The following is a 25,466-nucleotide window of genomic DNA, read 5'->3' as shown; positions in this document are numbered from 1 at the left end:
CTGGTTCCATAACGGGCTATCGTGCGATGGACTTGAGCGCCTCTTCATGGGCAGCGCGCAGGAGGCCGAGAATGTAGCCGTTTGCGAACGCAAAGCCTATCACGTAAGAGGGATCATCCTGATGACGCGGACTATGATCGGCCAGCAGTGAGCCGCCGCTGTCGCGAAGCAGGCGAATGATGTTGAACAAGTCCACATCGCCCTCGTCATGATAGACCTCGACGAAGTCGTTCTGGCTGGCGCGGACATTGCGGAAGTGGATCTGATGAATCTTCTTTCTCTTGATCAAACCGTATAACAGCGCAAGCTGATCAACCCCTTCAGGCATCGATTCCCGTGAGACCCCGGTATCGTATTGAAAGCCATTATGAGGTGAATCGTACAGCTTCTCGTATTTGAGCAGCGCGTTCGCATAATCGCCGGCATCGAAGCTGTCGACACCGAGATAGCCGAGAGGCAGGCCGCCCGGATCGTAGGGGTGGCAAGCCATTTTGACCCCGCTCTCCGCGGCCACGGGGATGACGCGGGACGCCCAAACATGCAGGCGCTCCCAATAGTCGTCCGCTGAGACACGGCCTGCAGGGGTCGGCGGGAGGTCGCGCCAATTGTCTTCTAGCTTGAACGCGTCGTATTCCGACCCACCACGGCCCTGAACTTTGCGATTGCGCCGGATCGGGGTCAAATTCCAATGATAGCTGATGATCTTGACCCCGGCGCGGCCGGCGGTTTGGACGTTTTCGCAAATCAGATCCAGATAACGGTCGCGTTCCGGCCCCGGCGCCATCGCGATGTACGCCGAATCCATCCGGATGCTCTCCCAGATGAGATCGTTTTTCTGCAGCGTGTCGGCGATGCGCATCATGCCTTCGAGGCTCCAGCGCGTGGTGGGCTGAAGCCGCGCGCCTCCCATGCCCGTGCCGAGCGCCTGAGCGCGAGCAAGCGCACCCTCGTCGGGCGTATCGCTTCCAAAGACGTCCGGAGCGGCGTTTCTCGTCTCCAGCGAGACATCGAGATAGCGAATGCCCCACCGCTGGTGCCACTGCATGTTCTGCCGCGAGGTCACCGGTCCTCTGTCGAAGTTGCGTTGGCCACCCAGCCTGATCTTGTCGTTGACGCGCACGGCAAGCGAAGGGACGCCGCCGCTTGGCTCCTGCTCCGCGACCGCTGCACCTGACATGCCAGCGCTGGCGGACATGGCCAATAGGGCCTTTGTAAAGTCGCGCCGATCCATTTGTTGCATCTCCAACACGCCAGATCAGGATAGCGACTTCAGCAGCAGGGTCGCGATCACAATCATGATCGCCCCGCCGACACGAGTGGCGATCTGGGCGAATGCCATGAGGCCCATGCGATCGGCGGCGCCAAGGATGGCAACATCCCCGGTGCCGCCCAGTCCCGAATGGCAGGCGGTGACGATCGCAGCCTCGACCGGATACATGTTTAGCCACTTGCCGACATAAAAGCCGGAGGCAATCATGGCCAGCACGGTCGCGGTGCAGATCATGATGTATCCCGGGTTGAAGGAGGCGACGAGTTGTTCCCATTTGACCAGCAATGCGCCCATGGCGACGAGGATCGCAAAGGTCAGGTTGGTCGACATGAACTTGTTGATCTGGTAGGCGCCGAGCTCCATCTCGTTCGGTAGGATCTTGGTCAGCTTCAACGCGACCGCCGCGATGATCATCATGATCGGTCCAGGTATCCCTGTAAATGGCGCTAGGGTCATGCCAAGCACGAATAGACCGCAGGACAGCACCATACCTGCTCCCAGCAATCCGAGATCAATAGGCCGATCGGGCCGCACGTCGCCTAGGATGTCATTGTCGCCGGTCTTGACCAGCATGCCCTGCCCGCTCAGATCGCGCCGTCTCTCGCCAAGGCGCGCAAGAAGCCCGGCGCAAACGATTGCGACCACGTTGCCGAGCAATGCCGCAGGCACCATGTGTGCGACAAGATCGGCTTGCGGCCGCTGCAAGATCTCGGAATAAGCAATGGAGAGCGGCAATACGCCCTCGGCAAGGCCGCCGCCGACGATCGGAATGATGATGAAGAAGAACGTGTCCTTGGGAGTATACCCGAATGCCAGCCCGACCAGAATGCCGGCCGAGACGGCGGCAATGGTCCCGATCAGAAGCGGAACGAACATGCGGATGAAGCCTTGAACCAAGACGCGGTAGGGCATTCCGAGGATTGAGCCTGCGACGAGACAGGCGATGAAGAAGTATTGAAAATTGGCGGTCCGGAACGTCGTGGTGATTGCTTTAAGGGCGGCATCCGGCATCAAGCCATAGCTTACCAGTGCTGCCGGAACGAACAGGCATAGGATCGCGGTCCCACCGATCTGCTTGAGAACCGGTATCGTCTGGCCAAGCTTGCCCAGCAGAAAGCCGAGCAGCATGAGGACCAGGAGACCGCCGATCACATCGTTCGGGAGCTTTCCAGAGTAAACCGCGGCAGCACAGACGATGGCCGCTCCGACGTATATGCTGATTGGCAACGGGCCGATCTTGACGCCGTTGAGCTTCGTCGAAGGGATTGCCTCCGGCGCGGCCGGACGAAAAGTCGTGTCAACCAAAGTTCCCTCCAATTTTGTTATTTTCGTCATCCGGGCTGCGGCCAGTCTGCTGGCCGCGAGGACTGGCTTGCCAGTCAGAAGATCCAGGGATTCTCCGCAGCATGGCGTGCTTCGAAAGCGCGGATGTCGTCAGCAAGGACCAGGGTTGATGCGACGAAATCCCGGCCCGTCAGGAACGCCTCTTTCCTCGTCGGCTCGATGTCGAATTTGATCGGGCGGCGGCCACGGTCGAAGCGGATCGTCTGCGCTGCAAGATCAACGAAGACGTCGTTGCGCTCACGATGTGCCACAGCGTTAGCGATCTCAGCTACGAGATCGGGTTCGAGCGAGATCGTCAACAGGCCGTTGTTGCCGCAATTGTCATTGAATATCCCGGCGAAGCTGGTGCCGATCAATGCCCGGATGCCGAGCTGTTGAAGCCCCCACACCGCGTGCTCGCGGCTCGAACCGCAGCCGAAATTTGGGCCGACCACGAGGAAGCAAGCGTTGCGATAACCGTCCTGATTGAGAATAAACTCGGGATTGGGTTTACCGGCGGAGAAGCGCAGCAGATTGAAGGCGCCCTCGCCCAGCCCGCTCCGGTCCACGCCCTTAAGAAACATTTTGGGCATGATCACGTCGGTGTCGATGTTTGGCGACATCATGGGTGCAGCGACGCCTGAAACTTGATCGAATGGCATCATTGGCCTGCAACTCCCAGCAGTGAACGAACGTCAGCGATGTGGCCGGTGACCGCGGCCGCGGCCACCATTGCCGGACTCATGAGATGCGTGCGGGCGCCTGGTCCCTGGCGGCCTTCGAAATTTCGGTTGGTCGAGGACGCACACCGCTCTCCGGGCTTGAGCACATCGTCATTCATGGCAAGGCACATCGAGCAGCCGGATTGCCGCCATTCGACGCCGGCATCCGTGAACACTTTTGCAAGGCCTTCAGCCTCGGCTTGCGCTCTGACGTGGGTCGATCCCGGCACTACGATTGCCCGTACACCGGCCGCAACACGGCGGCCACGAAAGACCTCGGCCGCGTCGCGCAAATCCTCGATGCGCGAATTCGTGCAGGAGCCGATGAACGCAAAATCGATCGGGACGGATTGAATGGGATCACCGGCTCGAAGCCCCATATAGCTCAGGGCGCGAAGGGCCGCGGCCTTGCGTTCAGGCGCCACCTGTTGCGCAGGATCGGGGATAATATCGGTCACTGCAATTGCCTGGTCGGGGCTGGTTCCCCAGGTGACGAGAGGGGCGACATCCGCGACATCGAGCGCAACCTCGCGGTCGAACCGGGCATCGGGGTCCGAGGCGAGCGTCAGCCATTTCTTGGCCGCTCGCTCCCACATCTCGCCCTTTGGCGCGCGCGGCCGGCCCTTTAAATAGTCCAGCACCTTCTGGTCCGGGGCGACCACGACACCACGCGCGCCCGCTTCGACGATCATGATGGACATGACGATGCGGCCTTCGACGCTCATGTTTGAGACGACGGGGCCAGTGAACTCAACGGCATAGCCAGTAGCCCCGTCGGCGCCGATCCGCCGGATGATCTCCATGACGATATCTTTCGGCGTGACCCCGAACGGGACGTCTCCGGTGAGGTGGATGCGCATCGTTTTGAGGCGTCGGTAGCGCACCGTCGAGGTTGCAAGATAGTGCTCGATATCGGAGGTCCCGATGCCATAGCCGAGCGCGCCGAAGGCGCCATAGGCGGTGCTGTGGCTGTCGCCGGCGGCGATGACCATACCTGGCATGACGAGGCCCTGCTCGGGGGCGACGACGTGCTCGATGCCTTGGCGCGGATCGAGAATATCGAAATATTCGATGCCGAAATCCCGGGCGTTTTCAGCGAAGTAGTCAACTTGGCGCGCGGCGCCGCTATCCGGCATGGCGCGGGTGCGTTGTGCGGCTGTAGGGTTGACGTGATCGACCACCATCAGCGCCGCTTTGGGATTCCAAACTTTCCGCCCCGCGGCGCGCAGGCCGGCAAACGCCTGGGGGCTGGTATACTCGTTGAGGACGGTTCGGTCGACGTACAGCAGGACGAGCCCGGCATCATCCAGATTGCGGACCACATGGGAGTCCACCAGCTTGTCATACAACGTGCGCGCGGCCATCCCGCCTTCCTCCAAAGCTTCTTTCCGGCCACCGTGACGCGCGCGCGACTAGAAATCCAATGCCGGATGCTGATATCGTTATGCAAGGCCTGCATAAACGAGAGCTCTCCATGGAGATCAACTGGTTATACGATTTCATCGCGGTTGCGACAGCGCGCAGTTTTTCACGGGCCGCAGAGGAGCGAAACTGTTCCCAGCCGGCGCTCAGCCGGAGGATACAGGCGCTCGAGGTCTGGGCTGGCGCATCGCTGCTCGATCGCACCACGCACAGCGTCAATCTGACGCCCGCTGGTGAAGCCTTTCGTCACACTGCTGACGATATCGTGCGCAGATTGAGTGCCGGCCGGCTCGAGGCGCAGGAGCGGGCGCGCGGTGCCTCGGACGTACTGAAGTTCGCCTCGACCAATGCGCTGTCGCTGACGTTCTTTCCGGATTGGCTGCGTCGCATCGAGACCGAGCTACCATTCGTGCCCAACGTACAGCTCGTTGCCAATCATATGGAAGGCTGCGAACGGATCCTCTTGGCGAGCGATGCCCATTTTTTGCTTTGCCATTATCATCCGGCCGCCACGACGGCGTTGACGCCGTCGCATTTTCGCTCGCTGCATGTTGGTGACGATCGGCTGATCCCCGCATCGGTGCCGGTTTCGCGCCGCAACCGCAAGCCTCGCTTCAAGCTTCCGGGAACGGAGGGCGCGCCTGTACAGTTCTTGAGCTTCCGTTCAGAATCAGGGATGGGACGGATCCTGGAAGCGGTGCGTGCCACCTCCCCCTTGCAAGCTCATCTTCACACAACATTCACGTCGCATCTGGCGAAGCTTTTGGTCACGATGGTTCAGGCAGGCCGGGGCATGGCGTGGCTGCCGGAAAGCCTGATCAGTGATCAGCTTGCCTCTGGCGAGATTGTCGCGGCAGGCGGGCAGCAGTGGTACGTGCCGATCGAGATCCACGTATTCCGGCCTAAACTGCGGCTCGCCCAGGCGGCGGAGGCATTCTGGCAGCACATCGAGAAAGCAGCCACACATTCACGATGACGTAAGTAAAGTTGATGCCGCAGCAGTCACGCTTTTGGCCCGGCTATCTCAGTCGCTTATCAGCAGCGATGAAGTCGATAAATGTCCGGACCTTGGCTGAGAGGTATTTGCGCGTCGGATAAACCGCGAACAATTGGCTTTCGAAGATGCTCTGCTCCGGCAGCACTTGTTCCAGGCGCCCGGCGGCGAGATCCTCGCTGATCAGCCATTTGGGCAGCACCGCGAGCCCCATGCCTTCCAGGGCGGCCAGGTGCAGCAGAGTCTCGTTGCCGCTGAGCAAAACGGGGTTGAATTTGATAGTCTGCGTCCCACTTTCGCCCTGGATGGTGATACTCTCGCCTGGAGAGTGCAGCGCATAGTGCAAGAGGCTGTGTCCGGACAATTCAGCCAGATTCTTCGGGCGCTTTGCGCGATCGAGATAAGCGGGCGTGGCAACCATATAAAATGGGACCCTTGTGATCGGCCGCGCGATCAATGCCTCGTCAGGCGTGCCCGTCGCACGCAAGGCCAGGTCAAAACCTTCCTCGACCAGATTGACCAATCGTCCACTGAGATCGATGTTCAGCCGCACCTGTGGATAGCGAGCCTGATAGTCTGCCAAGACTTTCGAAAACTTCGGATTGGCCATCCAGACCGGTGCGGTTAGCCGCAATGTGCCGCGAGGAACTACGGTCACGTTGCTGACGGCCGCCTCTACCTCATCCAGGGACTCGAGCATTTGACGCGTCTGCTCGAAATATAATGCGCCGCTTTCGCTCAGGCTGACGCGTCGGCTCGTGCGGTTGAGCAGCCGTGAGCCCAGACGCTTCTCAAGCTGCATCACATGCTTACTCGCCATGGCGGGCGAGATGCCCAGCCGCTCTGCCGCGGCTGCAAAGCTCTTGAGCTCGGCAACCAGGCAAAAGACCTTCATGCTGACCAGCGTATCCATTCAGATCATCAACATATAGGAAATGAATCCATCCCAAAACAGATAATGATCCAAAATCGTGAAGCGACCAAACATGGTGACAGCCCTGTGATCGTCGGAGTGCCTGCCATGTCCACCGCCACCGCCCAAGCCGCCCCGCGGGAACGTCCCCTATGCGTGAGCCTTTGGATCGCTCAAGCCCTCCTCTTTTGCGTGTTCGCTTCGTCCGGGCTCGCGAAGCTGTTCATGCCGATTCCGCAGTTAGCGGCAATGATGCCATGGACAGGTCAGCACTCTGAAGCATTTGTCCGGGTCATCGGACTGATCGACCTCGCCGGAGGAATTGGCGTTCTCGTGCCTGCGTTAACCCGGATTATGCCGCGGCTGACAGTGCTTGCCGCGCTTGGCTGCTCCGTGTTGCAGGTCTTCGCTATCGTTTTTCATGTCTCTCGCGGCGAGGCCGAGCTCACGCCTCTCAACTTCATCTTGCTGGCCCTTAGCGTCTTTGTTGTCTGGGGGCGCGGGCGCAAGATACCGGTCGCGCCGCGCCGATCCTGATGCCGAGCTCCTAACCAGCCATGGCGGTGCTTCCCGAAGGCTCTCAGGGGATCGATTGGCGTCGAATTATCCCGGCGGCACGCTCCCACGATGCAGCTTCGCTCATCGCAGCATGTCTTCGCCCCTCCAAATGGATGGTAGCAGCAATCAGCCTCAGGCAAACCGGGTGTCCAGTTGCGCGCCACTTAAAGCGTTTCATGAGTACGATATAGCGGAGGTCCCGCTGGGCAATGATCCCTAGATCTCCATCGCGCGAGGGCGCTTTAGGCCTATATTCCGAACAGCAAGGCTTGCCGATGTTCGGCCAGCCATTCGCTCAAGGAGACGGGCATCCGTCCTAGGGTGCGCTCAACGAAGTCATTGCGCGCCCAAACCACCTCGTTCTGTTCTTCGTACTGGAAGAAATCCCAGAGATAGTGCAGCCGGATCTCTCCGAGCTCCCGGTACGCCTCGAAGAAGCCCGCTCTGCTGCCGTCGTGAACAATTCTTTCCTGAAAAACCTTGGTCATGAGATCGGCGACGTCGCTGAACCTCAGTATGTCCTGTCCGTTGTTCAGAGTGTGAAATTGACCAATGTGCCGATGATTGCTCGACAGGAAAAGACGTCCGGCCACTTCCGCAATGTCGCGTGGATCGATATAGGGAATCAAGCGTTCGGGCCAGATCAGCTTTCGCTCCTTCCTCAAGCCGTCCTTCATCCAGTAGAAGTTGTCCATGAAGGTTGCGCCGATGTTCAGGTAGGTGACAGGCAGACCGCTTTCGTCGAGGATTTCTTTTGCGATGGGGTGTTGGATGGGTAAACCAAGACCATGCTCGCGGAGAGACTGAGGAATTCGCCTTCGATTCGCTTCGGGTTGTAGGCCGACAAGACGTATAACGTGAACGGCGGACCTTGCCTTCTTGAGCAGGACAACGAGATTTGTCATCGCGTCGGCCTCGTTCGTGCCGCTTCTGGTCAGTACGAAGATTCCTTCCATTCCGTCGACCGCCTTCTCAAGCGATGCGAGATCAAAATAGCTGGCAATGACGACCTCCGCATGCGGGTGCTCGCGGCGAAGGACGTCACAATTGGCGGGATTGCTTGTTACGAGGCGCAGCTTGATCTGCGGCGCCTCCTCGCGCAAGAAGTGCGCAAGTGGGCCGCCGATATGAGCCGCTGCACCGAAAATGAGAATCGTGCTCGGAATCTTCTTCTGACCGTGTCGCATTAACAGACCTCAATAAACCCTGGCGAAGGCCCCAACCTGCCGCGAGCGGCTGGGTGGCCGCCTCAAGCCCCGAAGTTTTTCTGGATCGCCTTGTCGAGCGTCTCGCCGCCGATGAAACGCTGGCGCAATTCCCGCTTGAGCAGCTTGCCGGACGGATTCTTCGGCAGGCTGTCGACAAAGATCACGCGCTTGGGCACCTTGAAATGCGCCATCGATCCCGCACAATGCGTGATGACGGCATCCTCGTCGAGCTTCTCGCCGCTCTTAACCACGACAATCGCGGTTACGGCCTCGATCCAGTGCGGATCGGGCAGGCCCACGACGGCGACCTCGGAGATCGCCGGGATCTTGTAGATCATCTCCTCGACCTCGCGGCTGGCGACATTCTCGCCGCCGGACTTGATCATGTCCTTCACGCGGTCGACAACGGTGATGTAGCCCTCGGCATCGACGGTGGCGAGGTCGCCGGAGTGGAACCAGCCGCCAGCGAAAGCCGCCGCGGTCTTCACGGGATCGTTGTAATAGCCCGACAACAGATGCGGCGAGCGGTGTACGATTTCGCCGATCTCGCCGACGCCAACGTCCTCCATTGCCGTGTTGACGACGCGGGTCTCGACGTTGATGGCGGGTTTGCCGGCGGAGCCCGCCTTGCGGAGCTGGTCCTCGGGCGTCAGCACGGTCGCAAGCGGCGCGATCTCGGTCTGACCGTAAAAGTTCCAGAACTTGACGTTGGGCAGGCGGCGCTGGAGCTCGAGCAGCACCTCCACCGGCATGATCGAAGCGCCGTAATAGCCCTTTTGCAGCGACGACAGATCGCTCTTGTCGAAATTTGGCGAGCGCAGCATCGCGATCCAGATCGTCGGCGGCGCGAAGAAGCAGGTGATCCCGTGCGCCTGGATCAGCGCCAGAATGTTGTCTGCGGTCGGCTTGCCCGTGATCACGCCGGAGGCGCCGAGATAGACTTGCGGGCCGAGGAAGACGTCGAGCTGAGCGCAATGATAGAGCGGCAGCGCGTGCAGCACTTTATCGTCGGCGCTCATGCCGCCGTCGATGATGCAGCTCACATACTGCCACATCACGGCTTCATGGCTCAGCATCGCACCCTTGGGCAGGGATTCCGTGCCCGAGGTGTAAACAATCTGTGCGAGATCGCGGCTGTCGACGGAGGCCTCAAACAACGAGCTGTCGGCATCGAGAAGATCGTCGAAGCTGGTGAGGCCCGCCGGCTGCGCAGCGGGATCCTCGCCCGGCAACCAGATGAGCTTCTCCACCGCGCAGCCCTTACTGCTCGCGGCGCGTGCGGCCTCGACGAAATCGGGGCCGGTCGCGAGCAGCCTGGCGCCGGAGCTTTTCAGGATGAAATTGATCTCGTCGGGATTGAGCATGAAGTTGATCGGCACCAGCACCGCGCCGATCCGCGCTACCGCGAAGCGCAGCGCCGCAAAGGCATGCGAGTTGCGCGACAGCACGGCGAGACGGTCGCCCTTCCCGACGCCGAGGCCGGGTAGGCCACGCGCCAGTCGATTGCAGATCGCGTCCAGTTCGGCAAACGTCCAGCGCACCGCGCCGCAGCTCAAGGCTAGCTTGCTCGGCTCGCGGGCAGCCGAGCGGCGCAAGAGATCGCCAATCGAATGCTCGCGGGCTTTCGCGATCGTAACTCCGATATCTGCGTTCATCTCCCCTCCCTTGTGCTCGCTTCTGTCAGACCGTGTCCTGCTAGGGCAGCCCCACCGGCCTCGCGCTATCTTGCATATATTTTCCATATGGTCTAATTTGTATCAAGGGTCCGGGAGAGACCCCGCATGATCAGTCTAAGGGAGGATAAGCGGCATGATCGCCAGGATCGCAATCGTGGCCGCGGCCATGTTGGCCGTCAGCATTCAGGCAAAGGCCGACGACCGTCCGCTGAAGATCGGCTGGCTGATGAGCTATACCGGGCCGGGCGCCGCGGCCGGCGCCGCGTCCGATGCCGCGATCCAGGTGTTTTTCCGCAAGTTCGGCACTACGGTCGCCGGTCGCAGGATCGAGATCATCAAGCGCGACACGACGGGACCCGCACCTGACGTGGCCCGCCGCCTGGCCCAGGAGCTGATCGTCAGCGAGAATGTCGATTTCCTCGCAGGAATGGACTACACGCCCAACACAATGGCTGTTGCGCCGCTATCGACCAGCGCCAAGGTGCCCCTCCTCATCGTCAACTCGGCAACTTCGGGCATCCTCGCCAAGCATCCCTTCGCCGTTCGGTTCGGCTTCACGACCACCGAAATGGCGCAGCAGCTCGCGCTCTACGCCGCCAAGCAAAAGCTGAAATCCGTATATACGTTCGTGCATGAATACGAGCCGGGCCTCGATGCGGAGGCGATGTTCGTCCGTGAATACAAAGCGGCCGGCGGCGTGATTGCCGGATCTGTGCGGGCGCCGCTCAAGGCCACGGACTTCTCCGCCTATATCCAGCGCATCAAGGACGCGAACCCGGATGGCATCTTCGTGTTCATGGCTGCCGGCGAATTGACGCCGATCTTTCTCCGCCAGTTCAAGGAGGCAGGGCTGGATCCGGCCAAGATCATCGGCATCGGGGACATCACGGACGAATCGTCACTACCTGCCGCGGGCGAGGCCGCTCTCGGAGTTGTTACGGCCTTCCATTACACCCCGACGCATGATTCGGAGGTCAACCGAGAGTTCGCAGCCGCGTTCAACGCGGTCGCGCAGGGCCGGCCGCTCGGTTTCATACCGGTCGTCAGCTACGACGTCCTGCGTGCCATCTATACGGTCGTTGATGCGCAGAAGGGCGATCTCAATCCCGAGCGCACGATCGAGCTTCTGAAGCAAACAAGATTCGAAAGCCCGCGCGGCCCGATTGCGATCGACCCGTCGACCCGTGAGATCGTGCAGAACATCTACTTCCGAAGGGTCGAGAATCGGGACGGACAGATGGTCAATTTGGAGTTTGCGACCATTCCCGACGTCAAGGATCCTGGATCGGCGCGCTAGATCATGGTCGGCTTCGTCAACGTTCTGATCGGCGGCATCGCTTATGGGTTCGTGCTGTTTCTGATGGCTGGTGGCCTCTCCATCACGCTCGGGCTGATGGGCTTCGCCAATATGGCGCATGCGGCGCTGGCCATGGTTGGAGGCTACACGGCGGCATTGCTGATCGGCAAGGCCGGGTGGCCGTTCCTTGCGGCGGTGGCAGCGGCTGCCGCCATCGCGGCCGCCGTGGGTGCGATCCTCGAGCGCAGCCTTTTCCGGAGACTGTACGAGGCCTCGGAGCTGGAACAGGTCCTGCTGACGATCGGCGTCGTCTACGTGTCGATTGCCGCAGCCACCTATCTGGTCGGTCCAGAGCAGATGGCGATCGCGGTGCCTTCATGGCTGGACGGAAACGTCCGCATCGGCGCTGTCGAGGTCAGCCGCTACCGGCTTTTTCTGATCGGCTTCGGCACGGCACTTCTTCTGTCGCTGCTTGTTCTGATCGATCATACGAATTTTGGCGCCAGGATAAGGGCGGCCGTTTTCAACCGGCGGATGACGGCATCCTGCGGCATCGACGTCGCAAGACTGTACGCCCTCGCCTTCGCTCTCGGCTCCGCGCTTGCTGGACTAGGCGGCGCGCTCAGCGTGAAGCTCCTTGGCCTCGACCCGAACTTCCCCATCAAATTTCTGACGGAGTTGCTGATCGTGGTCAGCGTCGGCGGGCTCGGCTCCTTGCGCGGAACGTTTGCCGCCTGCCTCATGTTCGGGGTCCTTGACGTGGCCGGGAAATATCTGCTTCCGGAGATCGGCGCGTTTATCATCTATGCAACGGCGCTTTCCGTCCTGACGGTGCGCCCGCAAGGCCTAGCCGGCCGTCCGCAATGAGCGACATCACTCTCGACCTCGCGCGAACTGCGGTGCGCTTTCGCGCCAGATGGACCTTGGTCGAGCTGGTCTTTTGGATCGCTGCAGCGGCCTGCTATGTCCTCTTTCCCGGCAAGCTCGTCCTTCTCACACAGATCCTAATCGGCGGCCTGTTTGCGATGTCGCTCGATCTGTTGCTCGGCTATGGCGGGATTCCGTCCTTCGGACATGCCGCCTTTTTCGGACTCGGCGCCTACACGGCGGGATTGCTCGCTGCGCATGGCTGGGGCGAGCCGATCTCCGGCGTTCTTGCTGCCGGGCTCGTGACCGGCGCTCTCGGCTTCGCCTTCAGCACGCTGATTGCAAAAGTCCGCGGCGCCGCAGTGCTCATGGTGACGCTTTGCATCGGGCTTCTGCTCTATGAAGGCGCAAGCCGCCTGCCTTGGCTCACCGGCGGCGACAGCGGTCTCCAGGGAATCGAGATGTGGCCGCTGCTCGGGCTGTTCGAGTTCGATCTCTTCGGCCGAACCGCGTTCTGGTATGCCTATTGCAGCGCATTGACGCTTTATCTTGTCGCCCGGCGTTATGTCCACTCGCCGGAGGGTCTCGCGCTGCAGGCCATTCGCGAGAACCAGACCCGCGTTCCGATGCTCGGCGTCTCCATCACACGGCGCAAGATGATCGCTTTCACGATATCGGCGGCGAGGCGCGCTGCTGGCGCAGACCACACAGATCGTCGCACTGGAAACGTTGAGCTTCGAACGATCGGTGTCGGCCCTCGTCATGCTGATCGTCGGCGGAATTGGCACGCTTATCGGCGGCTTCATTGGGGCTGCCGCGTTCATCTGGATGCGCGACCTGCTGTCGACGGTCAATCCTGTATATTGGATGTTCTGGCTCGGCCTGGTGCTGATCGCGATCGTGTTGACGGCTAGAGGCGGCCTACTCGGCGTCGTGAGCCTGGTTCGGAGCAAGATCGTGCGCTGGAGGCGAGCGAGATGACGGTTGCCGCGCTCCAGACACGCGACCTTTGCAAGCAATTTGGCGCCTTGAAGGTCACCAATGCCGTCAGCCTCGTGCTAAAGGCAGGCGGTCGACATGCCCTGATCGGGCCGAACGGCGCCGGCAAGAGCACGCTGATCAACCTGCTCACCGGCGTGCTGGCCCCGAGCAGCGGCAGCATTCTGCTGGAGGGCGAGCCAATCGATCGATTGAGCACCGATCAGCGTGTCGCACGCGGATTGGGGCGGACTTTCCAGATTAACGCCCTGTTCCCGCATCTGACGCCGCTGGAATCGATCATGCTCGCGGTCGCCCGGCGCCGCGGACGGCTTGGCAGGCCTCTTCAGGCCTTACATCGGCAGCCCGACACCACGGACGAGGCGTATGAGTTGGCGCGTTCGGTCGGGCTTGACCGCGACTGCCTGCGGCGGACTGCCGAACTATCTTACGGTCGCCAGCGCCTTGTGGAGATTGCTCTCGCCCTCGCCGGCCGTCCCCGCGTGCTGCTGTTGGACGAGCCGGCGGCGGGAGTTCCCGCCGGCGAGAGCTTTGAGCTGATGCAGGCTATCGAATCCCTCCCCGATCAGATCGCCGTTCTCTTCATCGAGCACGACATGGATCTGGTCTTTCGTTTTGCCGACACGATCACCGTTCTCGTCGCCGGTTCGGTATTTCGCCAAGGCAAGCCCGGCGAGATCGCGACCGACCCGGAGGTGCGGCGGATTTATCTCGGAGATGACCGTGACTGAGCCGCTGCTCGAGGTCGACCAGCTCAACGTGGGCTATGGTGAAGGAATCGTCATCAGCGGACTGTCCTTCGCGATTGAGGCCGGCGGCTCTCTTGCGGTTCTGGGCCGAAACGGGGCCGGAAAATCAACCCTGATGCTCGCCCTTGCGGGTCATCTCACGCCCCGCTCGGGGCGAATTCGTTTTCGCGGCAACGAGATCGCCGACCTAGCGCCACACCGGCGATGCCGACTGGGCATCGGGTGGGTGCCGCAAGGCCGCGAGATATTCGCCCCCCTCACTGTCGAGGAGAACCTGCAGATTGCCGCGACGAACGGACCTTGGACAATCGAGCGCATCTTCGAGATGTTTCCAAGTCTGAAGGCACGTCGCACCAATTTCGGAGATCAGCTGTCGGGCGGCGAACAGCAGATGCTGGCGATCGGTCGAGCCCTGGTGACGAACCCGCGCTTGCTGCTGCTCGACGAGCCGCTCGAAGGCCTCGCCCCCGTCGTCGCGCAGGACGTCGCGCGCTGCATCACCGCGATCACCGAGACCGAGAGCATGGCGGTCATTCTGATCGAGCAGCACGCAGGCTTCGCGCTCAGGCTGGCGCGGCAGGCGATCATCCTGGAGCGCGGCATTGCCGTTCGCAACGGAGAAAGCAGCGCTATTGCGGCGGATCGCGGTGCCCTCGAACAATATGTCGGCATCCGCAAACCCGGTCGCGCCGCGTAGCCGAAGGCTTGCTCATTATACTGTCCATATGGTAGATTTAGCGTAATAATAATTTCCTGGGAGAACCACATGGCCTTTCGTTTCGATCCCGAGGAGCGGAACTTCGTGGACGACCCCTATCCCACCTACAAGGTGTTGCGCGACGACCATCCGGTCTATCTGCACGAAGGGAGCGGGTTCTACATCATCACGCGAAACGAGGACGTGGCGCGCATCCTCAACGACTACGAGGTCTTCTCTTCGGCGCGTGGCAATGCGCTGGTCGATTCACCCTTGCGGGTGGGCAGGACGCTCGGATCGACCGATCCGCCGCGTCATGACGAACTTCGCCGTGTGGTGATGAAGGGCTTCACGCCCGCGCGCATCGAATCCATGCTGCCCGCCATTCAGCGCGACGTCGATCGACTGCTGCACAAGTTCGGCACCCGTCGTGAGTGCGACTTCATGGCAGATATCAGCAGGCCCATCCTCTATGGCGCACTCGGGCGGATGCTCGGGTTGGACGGCGAAGCTGCGGACCGGGCGGCGGATTTGTCGCGGGACATCTTTCATACCGATACGGGACCGATGGGCCCGGCTGCGAGGCCGGGCTTGATGGAAGGGGTGTTTGAACTGCTCACCGAGCAGCTCGAGCGACGTCGCAAGGACCGCAGTGACGATCTGTTCTCGTTCCTGCTCGACGCACAGGAGGGGGGAGCACCACTTTCCGACGGCGAGATTCTGGGCAACATGTCGACCGTCCTGCTCGCGGGCAACGCGTCCATCGGGCATTATTTCTCTAACTTGATCTACGCGCTCTGGACCAATCCGGACGAGCGTCGCAAGTTGCAGGCCGATCCGGCCCTGCTGGATGCCGCCGTGAACGAAGGCGTTCGCTGGGATACGTCAACCCAGGCTTTCGGACGGCAGACCACGAAGGAGGTCAAGCTGCACGGAATCGCAATTCCGGCAGACAGCCGGCTCGTGGTCTGTTTCGCGGCCGCCAATCGCGACGAACGCGCTATCCCGGATCCGGACCGCTTTGACATCAGCCGGCCAAAGACCCGGCATTTTGGCTTCGGCTCCGGCCCCCATATCTGCCTTGGGGCGCCCGCAGCACGGGCCATGATGCGAACGGTCATGACCCCTCTGCTGCCGGCGCTCGGCGACTATGAGCTCGACGTCGCGAACGCCGAACGCGTCGCTCACATGATGGTACGCGGCTTTTACAAGCTGACGATCCGCTGGTGAACGAGGTGAGCGAGTTCGACCTCACCGGCAATGGGTTTCTCGATGACCCCTATCCGACCTATCGTCGCCTGCGCTCCGAATGTCCGGTCTATCATTGCCCTACCACAAAGCTCTGGTTCGTGAGCCGCTATGCGGATATCGCCTATGCACTGAACAATCCCGTCCTGCTCTCGTCCTCCGCCGGGAACGCCCTCAGCGATTCTCCGCTGCGCGTGGGCAAGACGCTCGGCTCGATCGACCCGCCACGGCATGACGAGCTTCGCCGGATCATCATGCGGGGACTGAGCCCGGCGCGTATCGAGCTGGTTCTGCCCTGGATCCGCGATACTCTCGCTAAGGGCCTGGAAGCGCTTGGCACCCGGCGCCGATGCGACTTTGTCGCCGAAGTGAGCCGCCCGGTGCTGTTCGGCGCGCTAGGCAGGATGCTGGGGCTGGGACCCGATTCGGCGCAGCGCGCAGCCGAGCTGTCGGAGCGTTTATTTCGCGGGAATTCCGGCCCCGCGGGGCCTGCGCTCTCCGAGGAAGAACGCGCCAAGGTCATTGCGCTGCTGTCCGAGGAGTTGGAACGCCGGCGTGTCGAACGTGGGGACGATCTCTTCTCGGTCCTGATCGCTGCTCAACAGGATGGAGCGCCCCTCACGGATACCGAGATCGTCGCAAACATGATGACCGTGCTCCTGGCCGGCAATGCCTCCATCGGCCACTTTCTACCCAACCTGGTCCATGCGCTCTGGCGCCACCCCGAGCAGCGATCGCGCATCCTGGCCGATCAGAGCTTGGTCGAAGCTACCATCGAAGAGGGTGTGCGCTGGGATACCTCGACACAGTGTTTCGCGCGGATCACTTCCAGCCCGGTCGCCCTCAGCGAAACCGACATTCCAGCAGGCAGCCGGGTGGTGTTGCTTTACGGCTCCGCCAATCGCGATGAGAGCGCAATTACAAATGCCGAGACCTTCAATGTCGACCGGGGCAAGGTTCGCCATTTCGGCTTCGGTTCGGGGCCGCATATTTGCCTCGGCGCCCCCGCGACACGCGCCATGCTCCGCACCATTCTGCCGAAAGTGCTGAGCACTTTCGGGGACTTCGAGATTGACCTCGCCCGCGCAGTTCGTGTTCGTCACCTGATGGTGCGCGGCTTCAGGAGCTTGCCGCTCGCTTGGTAACGCGTTTTGCGTCTTTGTTTCGCGGAGCGAGCTTACGCCGGCGAGGTTGCTCTGCCGGCTCGCGGAAAAACAGCGCGCAGCAGGTGCGGATGTGCTCATCAACGAATTTCTTTGAAAAAGGCGAGTGGCCCATCACCTGCTGGACCTCGGCCGAAAGCATGAAGATACGCGTTACCGCACCGATGAACAGATACTGGAGATGATAGGGATCGCCCTCGACGTAACGGTCTTGCTTTTGAGCCGCACGGATGAGCTTCGCGACGACGTTGAAATAGTTGCGGACCCGATCTTCGACTAGCCAGGTCAGCCGTTCGCTCTCGCGCTTTCCCTCGTGTGACATCAGCCAATGGAAGTTCGGATTGGCAGCGGCGAAGCGGATGAACTGCTCCTGGAGAACCCTGAGCTGTCCCACCTCGTCCTGCTTAGAGACGCCGGCAAGGTAGTCTTGGAAGTGCCGGCTGAAATTCACGCTCGTCGTTGATAGGACGGCGCGCCAAAGCCCGTCCTTGTTCTTGAAATGATAAGTCACGAGCGGATGCTGAACGCCGGCCTTGGCTGCAACCGTCCGTGTCGACGCTCCCTCAAAGCCACGCTCGGCGAATTCCTCGAAAGCGGCCTCCAGGATCCGTTCCCTTGTGTCGAGGGAACGCTGCTGGCGCCGGCGCTGATTCACGACCTCGTCGAGGGTTTCCTTGGTCAGATCCGTCGCCAAAACAGCTCCGCGTGGCATGCCATGTCCGCACGAAGCCTATCCGCCGGAGCGACCGGTTTGTCAACACCGCGCCCGACGCGCACAAGCGGAACACACAGACCGGAGCGACACAGGCGTGAACTCCGCCGGCAAGTCGCCTCGCCGGCGGCAGTCGCTCGCTGTGCCGGGAAATTTAGGACCAGACGGCGAAGCCGATACCCGTGCCTGTACCGGCCGGGGTCCTATAGCCTGGATAGTATTCCGTCCAGTCGTTGTCGAGATGCTCGGACATGCCCGCGACCATCACCCAATTCAGGAGTTCCGAAGAGCCGGAGTTCAACTCTCCCCTGGTCAGCGACTTGAGGACGGACACGTCCTTGCGCTTGATCGCATCGAGCACCTTGCGATCGAGCTTCTCGTCCACGACAAAATGGCTCAGGCCGCCGCTGGCCACCACGGCCACTCGGGCATCCAACTTCGACCGTGAAATGAGGCTCGCGATCGCCTGTCCGACGCCATAGGCGCGTCGTGCCGTCGGGGCATTGGGCGGAAAGTAGGTGTTCAGCAGGACCGGCAGAACCGGAATGGACTTTCCCTTGAACAGCCGCTCGATGATGAAGCCGTAGGCATGGCCGAATCCGGCCTTGTGCGGGTCATCCACCTTCGCTGCTGCTCCGATGTCCACGTCGTTCTCGATCAGACCATGGATCAGCTCGCGGGCGAGCTCTGGACAGCCCGGAAACGTATGGACTGCATCCATGGCATATCCCTTCATGACCGTGCCGATCCAATTCGGCGTCTGCGGCGTGAGATGGCGCTCATGCGTCAGGATCTCCTCTCCATAGAAGATGGAGATTGCGGGCATGTTGGATAGGCTGAACAATTCGGCCTGATCGTCCCCCACGATCAGCACGACGTCGGGTGCAACCTGCGCCAGGCGGTCGGCCATGTAATCCAGAGCCTTCTGCGATGCGGCCTCGATCTCCAGGAACTTCGCCTCGGTCGCCAGCGCCGCATAAGGAGCGCCGTTTTCGCGGGCGAGCTCGTCGTAGGACACATAGCGGCCATCGGAGAGATTGAGAGCTTTGTTCTTGAGATCGTCAGCCGCGCGCTCGCTCCAACGCTTTCCCTCCAGCGCGAGCATGGGGGTGTGCGACGCGGCGAGGCCGAGAACGATTTTCGCCATTGGACATTTCCTCTCTTTTAATTTTACCAGATGGACTATATTGCTACGAGCGATCGCGAATGGCAATCGCCTCGACGCAATTCCCAGGGCTTGCGACGGTCGCTTTTTAATTATACCATGTGGAAGATTTAGTGGTCGCAAGACCCGCGCTATCCATCCAGGGAGAAATGTCCGCATGATCATCGACGCCCACGCGCATCTCGTCGCGCCGCCGAGCTTCTACGCCCATCGCGGAAATCTCCAGGTCGCGCGCGGCCAATACGGCATCTATCACGCCAAGATCCCGGATGCAGAGCTTGAGAAATCAGCAGCCCAGAACGTGCAGATCATGGACGGCGTCGGCACCGACATCCAGGTTCTCTCACCCCGGCCTTTCATGATGCTGCATGGCGAGAACCGCTGGGACGACATCGTCAGCTGGGCGCAGGACAACAACGACATGATCGCACGCACGATCAAGTTGCACCCCAAGCGCTTCCGCGGCGTGGGCGGCCTGCCTCAAGCGACGGGCGTGCCGGTTGAAAAGATGTTCGACGAGATCAAGCGGTGCATCAACGATCTCGGCTTTCTGGGCGTGTTGATCAATCCCGATCCTTCGGAGGGGGCCGGCAAGTCGCCGCCGATGGGCGATTCCTATTGGTATCCCCTATACGAATTCCTCTGCGAGCACGATATCCCTGGTCACATCCACAGCTGCGCCTGCTGCGGCCGCGAAACGTATGACGAGCACTTCATCACGGAAGAGAGCCTTGCCATCACCTCGATCTCCCGGTCCGACGTGTTCAAGCGCTTTCCCAGCTTGAAGCTGCTGATCAGCCATGGCGGCGGCTCCGTGCCGTATCAAGTCGGTCGCTGGCGCTCGAATCGCCAAATGTTCGCCGCCGCCTCGGGGGCGAAGGCCGAGACTTTCGACGAGACGCTCAAGCGCTTCTGGTTCGATACGGTACTGCACTACAAGAAATCGCTGGAGCTGCTGTTCGACGTGGTCGGCGCCGATCGGTGCGTCTTCGGCACCGAGCGGCCGGGCAGCGGCGGCGGCATCGATCCAAATTCGGGCAAGCCCTATGACGACATCAGGCCGGTAATCGAATCGATCACCGAGATCAGCGAAGCTGACAAGAAGGGCATTTTCGAAGGCAACGCGCGCCGTCTGTTCGCGCGGCTTGACGTCTGACCGGTTGGGGAGGAGCAGCAATGACTGCACGCCGCAGCATCGAAATCGAAGGCTTCAGCCATGGCGCTCAGCCGATACCCGCAGCGTCTCGCGTCGGCAATATCGTCATGACCGGCGGTGTCTATGGGTTGGATCTCGCGGCAGGAAAGATTCCTGACGAGGTCGAGAAACAGGTTGAACTGATGTTCGACAATCTCAAGCGCATCATGGCGGCAGCCGGAGGTGCGATGGATCGCATCGTCAAGATGACGGTTTACGTCAAGGTTCCGGAAGCCCGACCGGCCGTCAACAAGCATTGGCTGGAAGCGTTCCCCGATGCAGCTTCGCGACCTGCACGGCATACATTCCAGAACGATCATCTGCCGGCCAACATGCTGGTCCAATGCGATGCCATGGCGGTTCTCGAGTGACCACCTCAACGACATCTGACATTGTCGCCAGACTGATGGAACTCGACACCTGCGCGGTGTCCGACGCGCTCGACAAGCTCAACTTGCCGGGCGCTGTCATCGGAGTCTCGGCCCTCACCGGCCCGACGCGAGTCGCCGGACGAGCCGTTACGACGAAGCTCGGCGCACCTCTGCCGAACCTCCCGAAACGCCACCTCGGCGCGGGAGCGGTGATGGCGGCAGAACGTGGCGACATCATCGTCGTCGAGCATCGCGGACGGACCGATGTGTCTGGCTGGGGCGGCCTGCTCAGCCTCGGCGCCGTCAAGAAGGGCGTTTCCGCTATTCTGATTGACGGCGCCTGCCGAGACCTTGATGAAAGTCGCGCGCTCGGGCTTCCGGTCTTTGCGCGCGCAGCCGTACCCGTGACCGCTCGCGGCCGGATCGCGGAGCATTCGTTCCAGGAGCCGATCACGTTCGGCAACGTCGCCGTCAAGCCGGGAGACTATGTCCTAGCCGATGGCAGCGGCGTGGTGTTCGTCGACCAACTCCGCGCCGAGGAGATCATCGCTACGGAGCCGAGGACATTTTTGGGCGCGAGCGGGCGATGGCGGCAGCCATCGATCGCGGCGAAGCGATCGGCAACGTCATGGCCGGGAACTACGAAGATATGCTGAAAGGGTAGCGCAGCAAATGACACAGGACGCGGCTGAAAACCTCAAGACATTCGGGGTGACGACCCTGTCAGATGCACTGGATCGACTGGGCATCGAGGGGCAGTGTCTCGGGATCATGCCGTTTGCGCGCTCGATGCGTCTTGCCGGCCCGGCCTTTACGATCCGAATGCTACCGACCGGCCAGAGCGGCGGTTCGGTCGGCGACTATATCGATGATGTGCAGCCCGGCCAGATCGTCGTCATCGACAATGACGGTCGCATGGACGCCACGGTCTGGGGCGACATTCTGACCCTGGTCGCCGACCGCCGCGGCATCGGCGGCACCGTCATTGACGGCGTCTGCCGCGATATCGACCGCAGCATCGAACTCGACTATCCGATCTATGCCCGGGCCAACACGATGCGGACTGGCAAGGATCGCGTCACTGCCGACGCCTACAATGTGACCGTGCAAATTGCCGGTATCCGCATCGCGCCTGGCGATTGGCTGGTCGGGGATGGCGACGGCGTGATCTGCATCCCGGCGAGCCGCGTCCAAGAGGTGATCGAAGTCGCCGGACAGATCGCAGCCGCAGAGGAGAAGATCCGCGAAGCCGTGCTGCGCGGCGATCGCCTCGACGAGACACGGAAGAAGTTGCGCTACCATGCGCTGCAAACGCGCGAGAGCGGCGCCAAGGCTTGAATTTAGAGACGCGTCTGCTCGGCAGACGATGGCTCGGCTTTGCGATTCACGCAGTTTCTGGCTTCAAGGAAGCTGCAGGCGGTCTAGAGGCCTGCCAATAGTGGAAATTAGCCCATGCATGTTGCGCATACCGGTCGTGGCAGCGGGCCTGCGCCGGGCGCGTGCCGGCAGGCGACTCGACAGGAGAGCGTCAATGCCTATTTCTGGCTCCGAATTTAACCTCCTGTTAGTAACGCTGTTAAGTCCCCAAGCATTTTAAGATGACGACCAGTCGATCCCTCCTAGGCTTTCAAAAAGTCACGGAGCGCGATTGATGAATGATCCCTTAATGACGTTGGGAGATGTGTACCGTCGGACGGTTCGCGACGTTGCGATCGGGCTTGTCTTAACTGTTCCGCTGGTTTGGCTAGCATACGCCTATCTGTTCGGACCGGAGGGCAACGTGAGCAGCCTTTATGCGACAGGTTGCGTCGCTCTGCTTGGTACGCTCGCCTCCATTGGAATTGGAGGCGCCATGAGCCTGCGCAGCAACCTGCTGCAGCAAAAGTTGATCGCGACCCAGGCCGAGCTCCTAAGACTTTCGAGAGTTGACCAACTCACCGGTCTCTTGAATCGAAGAGGATTTAACGAGGTTGCAGCCAAGGCTCTCGCAGAGGCATACGATCGTCACCTTCCCGCTATAGGCTTGATGATGGATATCGATCGGTTCAAGGGCATAAATGATCAATACGGTCATGATTTCGGTGATGCGGTGCTGGTTGAAATCGGGGACGTGCTCAAGTCGTTCGCGAAGGAGCATAGCCTCGTGATTGGCAGGCATGGAGGCGAAGAATTCGCGGCGCTGCTGTTGGGCGTATCTCCGAGCGATGCAGTTTTACTCGCTGAGCAGTTGCGGCAGGCTTGCGGGCAGAGAGAAGTTGCCCGAAATGGTGCCTTGACCAAGGTCACGGTTAGCATTGGGCTGGCGGTTTCCAAGGGAAGCGAGGGATTGTCGAAAGTACTTGGCCTTGCAGACGAAGCTTTGTATCGCGCCAAGCGTGCAGGGCGAGATCAGGTTTCGGTGCGCTATAGCGATACCATTGGCGTTTCCGCTTTGGGCTTCACCTAATCGTAGCAACCGCACTCTTTCTCCACGCGCGCGCAGCAGCCTCACTTGGCGCGAACTCCGAGACTCTAACTGCTGCTGGATGAAAATTCAGTGGCAGGTCAAGCCGCCGCGAGCGAGCGCTTCCTGCTATTGCTCAAAGCTAAGATCGGGATGGCCAAGGCTTTGGCCAATCTACCCAAAAAAGATTTGCGTGTGTCGAAGACAGACGTTGATCGAGCTTTACGAGTCCGGATCAACTCGATAGCCTTCGAACAGATCTTGCCTTGATCCGAAAAGAGAGGCCGTACTCTTGGTAGTAGAGTACGGCCAAGTGGGAGGGAGCTTGGTGAACACTCCGCCGGGAACTTAGAGAAACAATCAGCGCCACGGGCGCATTGGTCATTCAGTCAGTGATCGAGTGTCGAGTTTAGAGTGAATAGGGCTGCAGCTCAGCTTTGATCGTCACCCATTGCCATTGAGTGAACTCTTCCCAGTTAGCGATACCGCCGATCGATGTGCCATTGCCCGATGTGCCGGAGCCGCCGAAGGGATTGACCACATCGTCGTTGATCGTCTGATCATTGATGTGTAGCAAACCCGTTCGTAATTGCTCGCCAATTGCCATTGCCCTGCCGATGTTGCGCGAGATGATCACAGCAGAGAGCCCATATTCGGTATCATTCGCCATTTGCCCGGCCTGTACATCCGTCTCAAATGGGACAAGCACCGCGACCGGAGCGAAGAGCTCGTCACGATAGGCCGGATTGGTGGGTGAGATCTCCGCCAGCACGGAGGGCTGAAGAAACAGGCCCTCCGCCTTGCCTCCCGTTAGCAGCCGAGCTCCCTCGGTGACGGAGCGGTCAATCAGGGTTAGTGCATGATTTAGCTGATGCTGATTGATCATCGGACCGAGGGCAACGGAAGGGTCGAGAGGGTTGCCAACTTTCAAAGTCTTCGCATATCTGACGAGCGCATCGCTGAAAGCGTCGAAGATGTTTCTCTGCACGAGAATGCGTCCAGCGCTCATGCAAACTTGTCCTTGATGAAAGAACGCCGAAAAGGCGGCGGCACGAACGGCGGTATCCAGATCTGCGTCGTCTAGGATGATAAGTGAGTTCTTGCCGCCAAGTTCGAGGGACACCTTCTTGAGATGCTGTCCAGCCACCTGTCCGACCATTCGCCCCGCCCTGCTCGACCCGGTAAATTGGATCATCGCCACATTGGGGTCCTTGCACAGAGCCTCACCAGCATCCTCTCGACCGGGCAGCACCTGAAGAACGCCTTTCGGCACACCCGCCAATTCGAAGAGGCGCGCAATAACGAAGCCACCACAAATAGCAGTCCGCAGATCCGGCTTGACTACCACCGCGTTTCCGACGGCCAGGGCCGGCGCAATGGCGCGCTCGGCAAGGTAGAGCGGGAAATTGAAGGGTGATATCACGCCGATCACCCCGAGTGGGCGTCGCCGCACGAAGCTGATGCGCCCTCCCGGGCTTGGAAGCACGTTCCCTTGAGCTTGCGAGGGCATCGCAGCCGCAAGCCGGATTGCTTTGAGCGTACCTGCGAGCTCGATCTCAGCCTTCAAGCGGACCGCGCCGCTCTCTCGCATGATCCAGGTGACGATGTCATCCCTATAACGCTCGCCGACTTCGCACGCCTTTAGAAGTATGTTTTCGCGTGCATCTGGCGCCGTCGCGGCCCACGAGACCTGCGCCTGCCGTGCATTCGCAGAAGCGCTCCCAATGTCGACCGCGCTTGCAAGACCAACCTTACCAATCACCGCACCGGTCGCAGGTTCGACTGCCTCAAAGGCGGATTTGCTAGATGACCATTCGCCCGTGAAGAATTGCCCAGTCAGCACCGAGCCTGCCACGATGTTGTCGCTAACCATTTCTTTCATTCTCCAAAATGTCCCGGGTCAATTGGCGTCGAGCACGCTCGACTGCTTCTCAAGAGCCCTCACCTGAACGGCGGGGGCGGATTGTCCAGGTGCACTTCAGCGCAGCATGATAGGGACAGCCAGCCCATGCCTGATCCTCGGCATGACGTCCGATAAAGTAGGATGGAAACTGTTCATCAAGGACATTGATCCGATTACGCAGCTTCTTCCTGTTTTCCGCCGGCATACTGCTCCTTTGTTCCATGTAGCTGATCCGCGGATCAGGAAGGAGCGTCTTTGCAATCCAGGCCACGCAGCCCAACGATCGCGGTATGAGTACTTGAGCCAAGGGATGCGCCGGCGGAATGCCATGCGCCTTCAGCGTCGAAGGCAGCGCCATTGATCGCAACATCTGGTGACCCAACCACCGCAAGCCTGGCGGAAAATAGCGATAGCTGAACTGATCGAAGAGCGCGTTGACGATCAGATTCCCTCTCTCGGTCACTGATCGCTCCCTGCTTTCGAAATCCCGGCAAAATGCAACGAGACCGTCCCAGTCCTTAGGATACCCGTGTAAAGGTACGCCACCTTCGGCGACGAATAGCTTTGCCAT

At 60.6% G+C, this 25,466-nt stretch carries 25 protein-coding genes; 14 read left to right on the top strand and 11 right to left on the bottom strand.

Annotated elements, in window-relative coordinates:
- Nucleotides 1-16: 16 nt before the first annotated feature.
- The 4 genes from X265_RS37870 to leuC form a co-directional block, all read right to left on the bottom strand.
- The gene (locus X265_RS37870; RefSeq protein WP_164933591.1) at nt 17-1,231 is read right to left on the bottom strand and encodes a mannonate dehydratase; all 1,215 of its coding nucleotides are present in this window, start codon (nt 1,229-1,231) and stop codon (nt 17-19) included.
- 24 nt (nt 1,232-1,255) lie between these two features.
- Complete coding sequence (locus tag X265_RS37865; RefSeq protein ID WP_237864939.1) at nt 1,256-2,575, bottom strand: 2-hydroxycarboxylate transporter family protein; 1,320 nt, start codon at nt 2,573-2,575, stop codon at nt 1,256-1,258.
- Nucleotides 2,576-2,649: 74 nt separating this feature from the next.
- Entirely contained in the window at nt 2,650-3,258 is a 609-nt protein-coding gene (leuD, locus tag X265_RS37860; protein WP_128930036.1) for a 3-isopropylmalate dehydratase small subunit, read from the bottom strand.
- Nucleotides 3,255-4,679 (bottom strand): 3-isopropylmalate dehydratase large subunit, encoded by a 1,425-nt coding sequence (leuC, locus tag X265_RS37855; protein ID WP_128930035.1) that lies wholly within the window; start codon nt 4,677-4,679, stop codon nt 3,255-3,257. Before leuC ends, leuD begins: the two co-directional genes overlap by 4 nt.
- A 59-nt stretch (nt 4,680-4,738) precedes the next feature.
- Between leuC and X265_RS37850 the strand changes: the two genes are divergently transcribed.
- Entirely contained in the window at nt 4,739-5,713 is a 975-nt protein-coding gene (locus tag X265_RS37850; RefSeq protein WP_237864940.1) for a LysR family transcriptional regulator, read from the top strand.
- 43 nt (nt 5,714-5,756) lie between these two features.
- Here the strand turns inward: X265_RS37850 and X265_RS37845 are convergent, their stop codons facing one another.
- Complete coding sequence (locus X265_RS37845) at nt 5,757-6,644, bottom strand: LysR family transcriptional regulator (protein WP_128930033.1); 888 nt, start codon at nt 6,642-6,644, stop codon at nt 5,757-5,759.
- A gap of 108 nt (nt 6,645-6,752) precedes the next feature.
- On the opposite strand from X265_RS37845, the gene X265_RS37840 reads away from it, so the two are divergent.
- On the top strand, nt 6,753-7,181 hold the full coding sequence (locus X265_RS37840) for a DoxX family protein (RefSeq protein WP_128930032.1): 429 nt from the start codon (nt 6,753-6,755) through the stop codon (nt 7,179-7,181).
- 269 nt (nt 7,182-7,450) lie between these two features.
- Here X265_RS37840 and X265_RS37835 read toward each other — a convergent pair whose 3' ends face one another.
- Both X265_RS37835 and X265_RS37830 read right to left on the bottom strand, forming a co-directional pair.
- The gene (locus tag X265_RS37835; protein WP_128955140.1) at nt 7,451-8,389 is read right to left on the bottom strand and encodes an SDR family oxidoreductase; all 939 of its coding nucleotides are present in this window, start codon (nt 8,387-8,389) and stop codon (nt 7,451-7,453) included.
- Nucleotides 8,390-8,451: 62 nt separating this feature from the next.
- Nucleotides 8,452-10,065 carry an acyl-CoA synthetase gene (locus tag X265_RS37830; protein WP_128930030.1) on the bottom strand — a complete coding sequence of 538 codons (1,614 nt, stop codon included), beginning with the start codon at nt 10,063-10,065 and terminating at the stop codon, nt 8,452-8,454.
- A gap of 154 nt (nt 10,066-10,219) precedes the next feature.
- On the opposite strand from X265_RS37830, the gene X265_RS37825 reads away from it, so the two are divergent.
- The 7 genes from X265_RS37825 to X265_RS37795 all read left to right on the top strand — a co-directional run bounded on the left by X265_RS37825 (nt 10,220) and on the right by X265_RS37795 (nt 17,088).
- Nucleotides 10,220-11,383, top strand: a complete 1,164-nt coding sequence (locus X265_RS37825; RefSeq protein WP_128930029.1) for an ABC transporter substrate-binding protein — start codon at nt 10,220-10,222, stop codon at nt 11,381-11,383.
- Between the two features lie 3 nt (nt 11,384-11,386).
- A complete protein-coding gene (locus tag X265_RS37820) occupies nt 11,387-12,250 on the top strand; it encodes a branched-chain amino acid ABC transporter permease (RefSeq protein ID WP_128930028.1) in 864 nt (287 codons plus the stop codon).
- Complete coding sequence (locus X265_RS37815) at nt 12,247-13,164, top strand: branched-chain amino acid ABC transporter permease (RefSeq protein ID WP_128930027.1); 918 nt, start codon at nt 12,247-12,249, stop codon at nt 13,162-13,164. Before X265_RS37820 ends, X265_RS37815 begins: the two co-directional genes overlap by 4 nt.
- A gap of 63 nt (nt 13,165-13,227) precedes the next feature.
- Nucleotides 13,228-13,980 carry an ABC transporter ATP-binding protein gene (locus X265_RS37810; protein ID WP_128930026.1) on the top strand — a complete coding sequence of 251 codons (753 nt, stop codon included), beginning with the start codon at nt 13,228-13,230 and terminating at the stop codon, nt 13,978-13,980.
- Nucleotides 13,973-14,695: an ABC transporter ATP-binding protein gene (locus tag X265_RS37805; protein ID WP_232995550.1), complete on the top strand. Its 723-nt coding sequence runs from the start codon at nt 13,973-13,975 to the stop codon at nt 14,693-14,695. The genes X265_RS37810 and X265_RS37805 overlap by 8 nt, the downstream gene beginning before the upstream one ends.
- A 69-nt stretch (nt 14,696-14,764) precedes the next feature.
- On the top strand, nt 14,765-15,925 hold the full coding sequence (locus tag X265_RS37800; RefSeq protein ID WP_128930024.1) for a cytochrome P450: 1,161 nt from the start codon (nt 14,765-14,767) through the stop codon (nt 15,923-15,925).
- A complete protein-coding gene (locus X265_RS37795) occupies nt 15,922-17,088 on the top strand; it encodes a cytochrome P450 (RefSeq protein ID WP_128930023.1) in 1,167 nt (388 codons plus the stop codon). Before X265_RS37800 ends, X265_RS37795 begins: the two co-directional genes overlap by 4 nt.
- Here X265_RS37795 and X265_RS37790 read toward each other — a convergent pair.
- Together X265_RS37790 and X265_RS37785 are read right to left on the bottom strand one after the other, a co-directional pair.
- Nucleotides 17,063-17,800: a TetR/AcrR family transcriptional regulator gene (locus tag X265_RS37790; protein WP_164933590.1), complete on the bottom strand. Its 738-nt coding sequence runs from the start codon at nt 17,798-17,800 to the stop codon at nt 17,063-17,065. The genes X265_RS37795 and X265_RS37790 overlap by 26 nt on opposite strands.
- A gap of 172 nt (nt 17,801-17,972) precedes the next feature.
- Nucleotides 17,973-19,031 carry a DODA-type extradiol aromatic ring-opening family dioxygenase gene (locus tag X265_RS37785; protein ID WP_164935432.1) on the bottom strand — a complete coding sequence of 353 codons (1,059 nt, stop codon included), beginning with the start codon at nt 19,029-19,031 and terminating at the stop codon, nt 17,973-17,975.
- A 109-nt stretch (nt 19,032-19,140) separates the two neighbouring features.
- On the opposite strand from X265_RS37785, the gene X265_RS37780 reads away from it, so the two are divergent.
- From X265_RS37780 to X265_RS37760, 5 genes are all read left to right on the top strand, one after another.
- Nucleotides 19,141-20,139 carry an amidohydrolase family protein gene (locus tag X265_RS37780; RefSeq protein WP_128930020.1) on the top strand — a complete coding sequence of 333 codons (999 nt, stop codon included), beginning with the start codon at nt 19,141-19,143 and terminating at the stop codon, nt 20,137-20,139.
- 20 nt (nt 20,140-20,159) lie between these two features.
- Entirely contained in the window at nt 20,160-20,549 is a 390-nt protein-coding gene (locus X265_RS37775; protein WP_128930019.1) for a RidA family protein, read from the top strand.
- Between the two features lie 35 nt (nt 20,550-20,584).
- Nucleotides 20,585-21,205, top strand: a complete 621-nt coding sequence (locus tag X265_RS37770; protein ID WP_210326182.1) for an RraA family protein — start codon at nt 20,585-20,587, stop codon at nt 21,203-21,205.
- 16 nt (nt 21,206-21,221) lie between these two features.
- On the top strand, nt 21,222-21,887 hold the full coding sequence (locus X265_RS37765; protein WP_128930018.1) for an RraA family protein: 666 nt from the start codon (nt 21,222-21,224) through the stop codon (nt 21,885-21,887).
- 313 nt (nt 21,888-22,200) lie between these two features.
- Nucleotides 22,201-22,995: a GGDEF domain-containing protein gene (locus X265_RS37760; protein WP_128930017.1), complete on the top strand. Its 795-nt coding sequence runs from the start codon at nt 22,201-22,203 to the stop codon at nt 22,993-22,995.
- Between the two features lie 406 nt (nt 22,996-23,401).
- Here X265_RS37760 and X265_RS37755 read toward each other — a convergent pair whose 3' ends face one another.
- Complete coding sequence (locus X265_RS37755) at nt 23,402-24,874, bottom strand: benzaldehyde dehydrogenase (RefSeq protein ID WP_232995548.1); 1,473 nt, start codon at nt 24,872-24,874, stop codon at nt 23,402-23,404.
- A 49-nt stretch (nt 24,875-24,923) separates the two neighbouring features.
- Nucleotides 24,924-25,466, bottom strand: coding sequence for a hypothetical protein (locus X265_RS37750; RefSeq protein ID WP_128930016.1), 543 nt, complete (start codon nt 25,464-25,466; stop codon nt 24,924-24,926).

This window comes from Bradyrhizobium guangdongense, assembly GCF_004114975.1.
GTDB classification, from domain to species: domain Bacteria; phylum Pseudomonadota; class Alphaproteobacteria; order Rhizobiales; family Xanthobacteraceae; genus Bradyrhizobium; species Bradyrhizobium guangdongense.
This window is presented reverse-complemented; position numbering and strand designations above follow the sequence as displayed.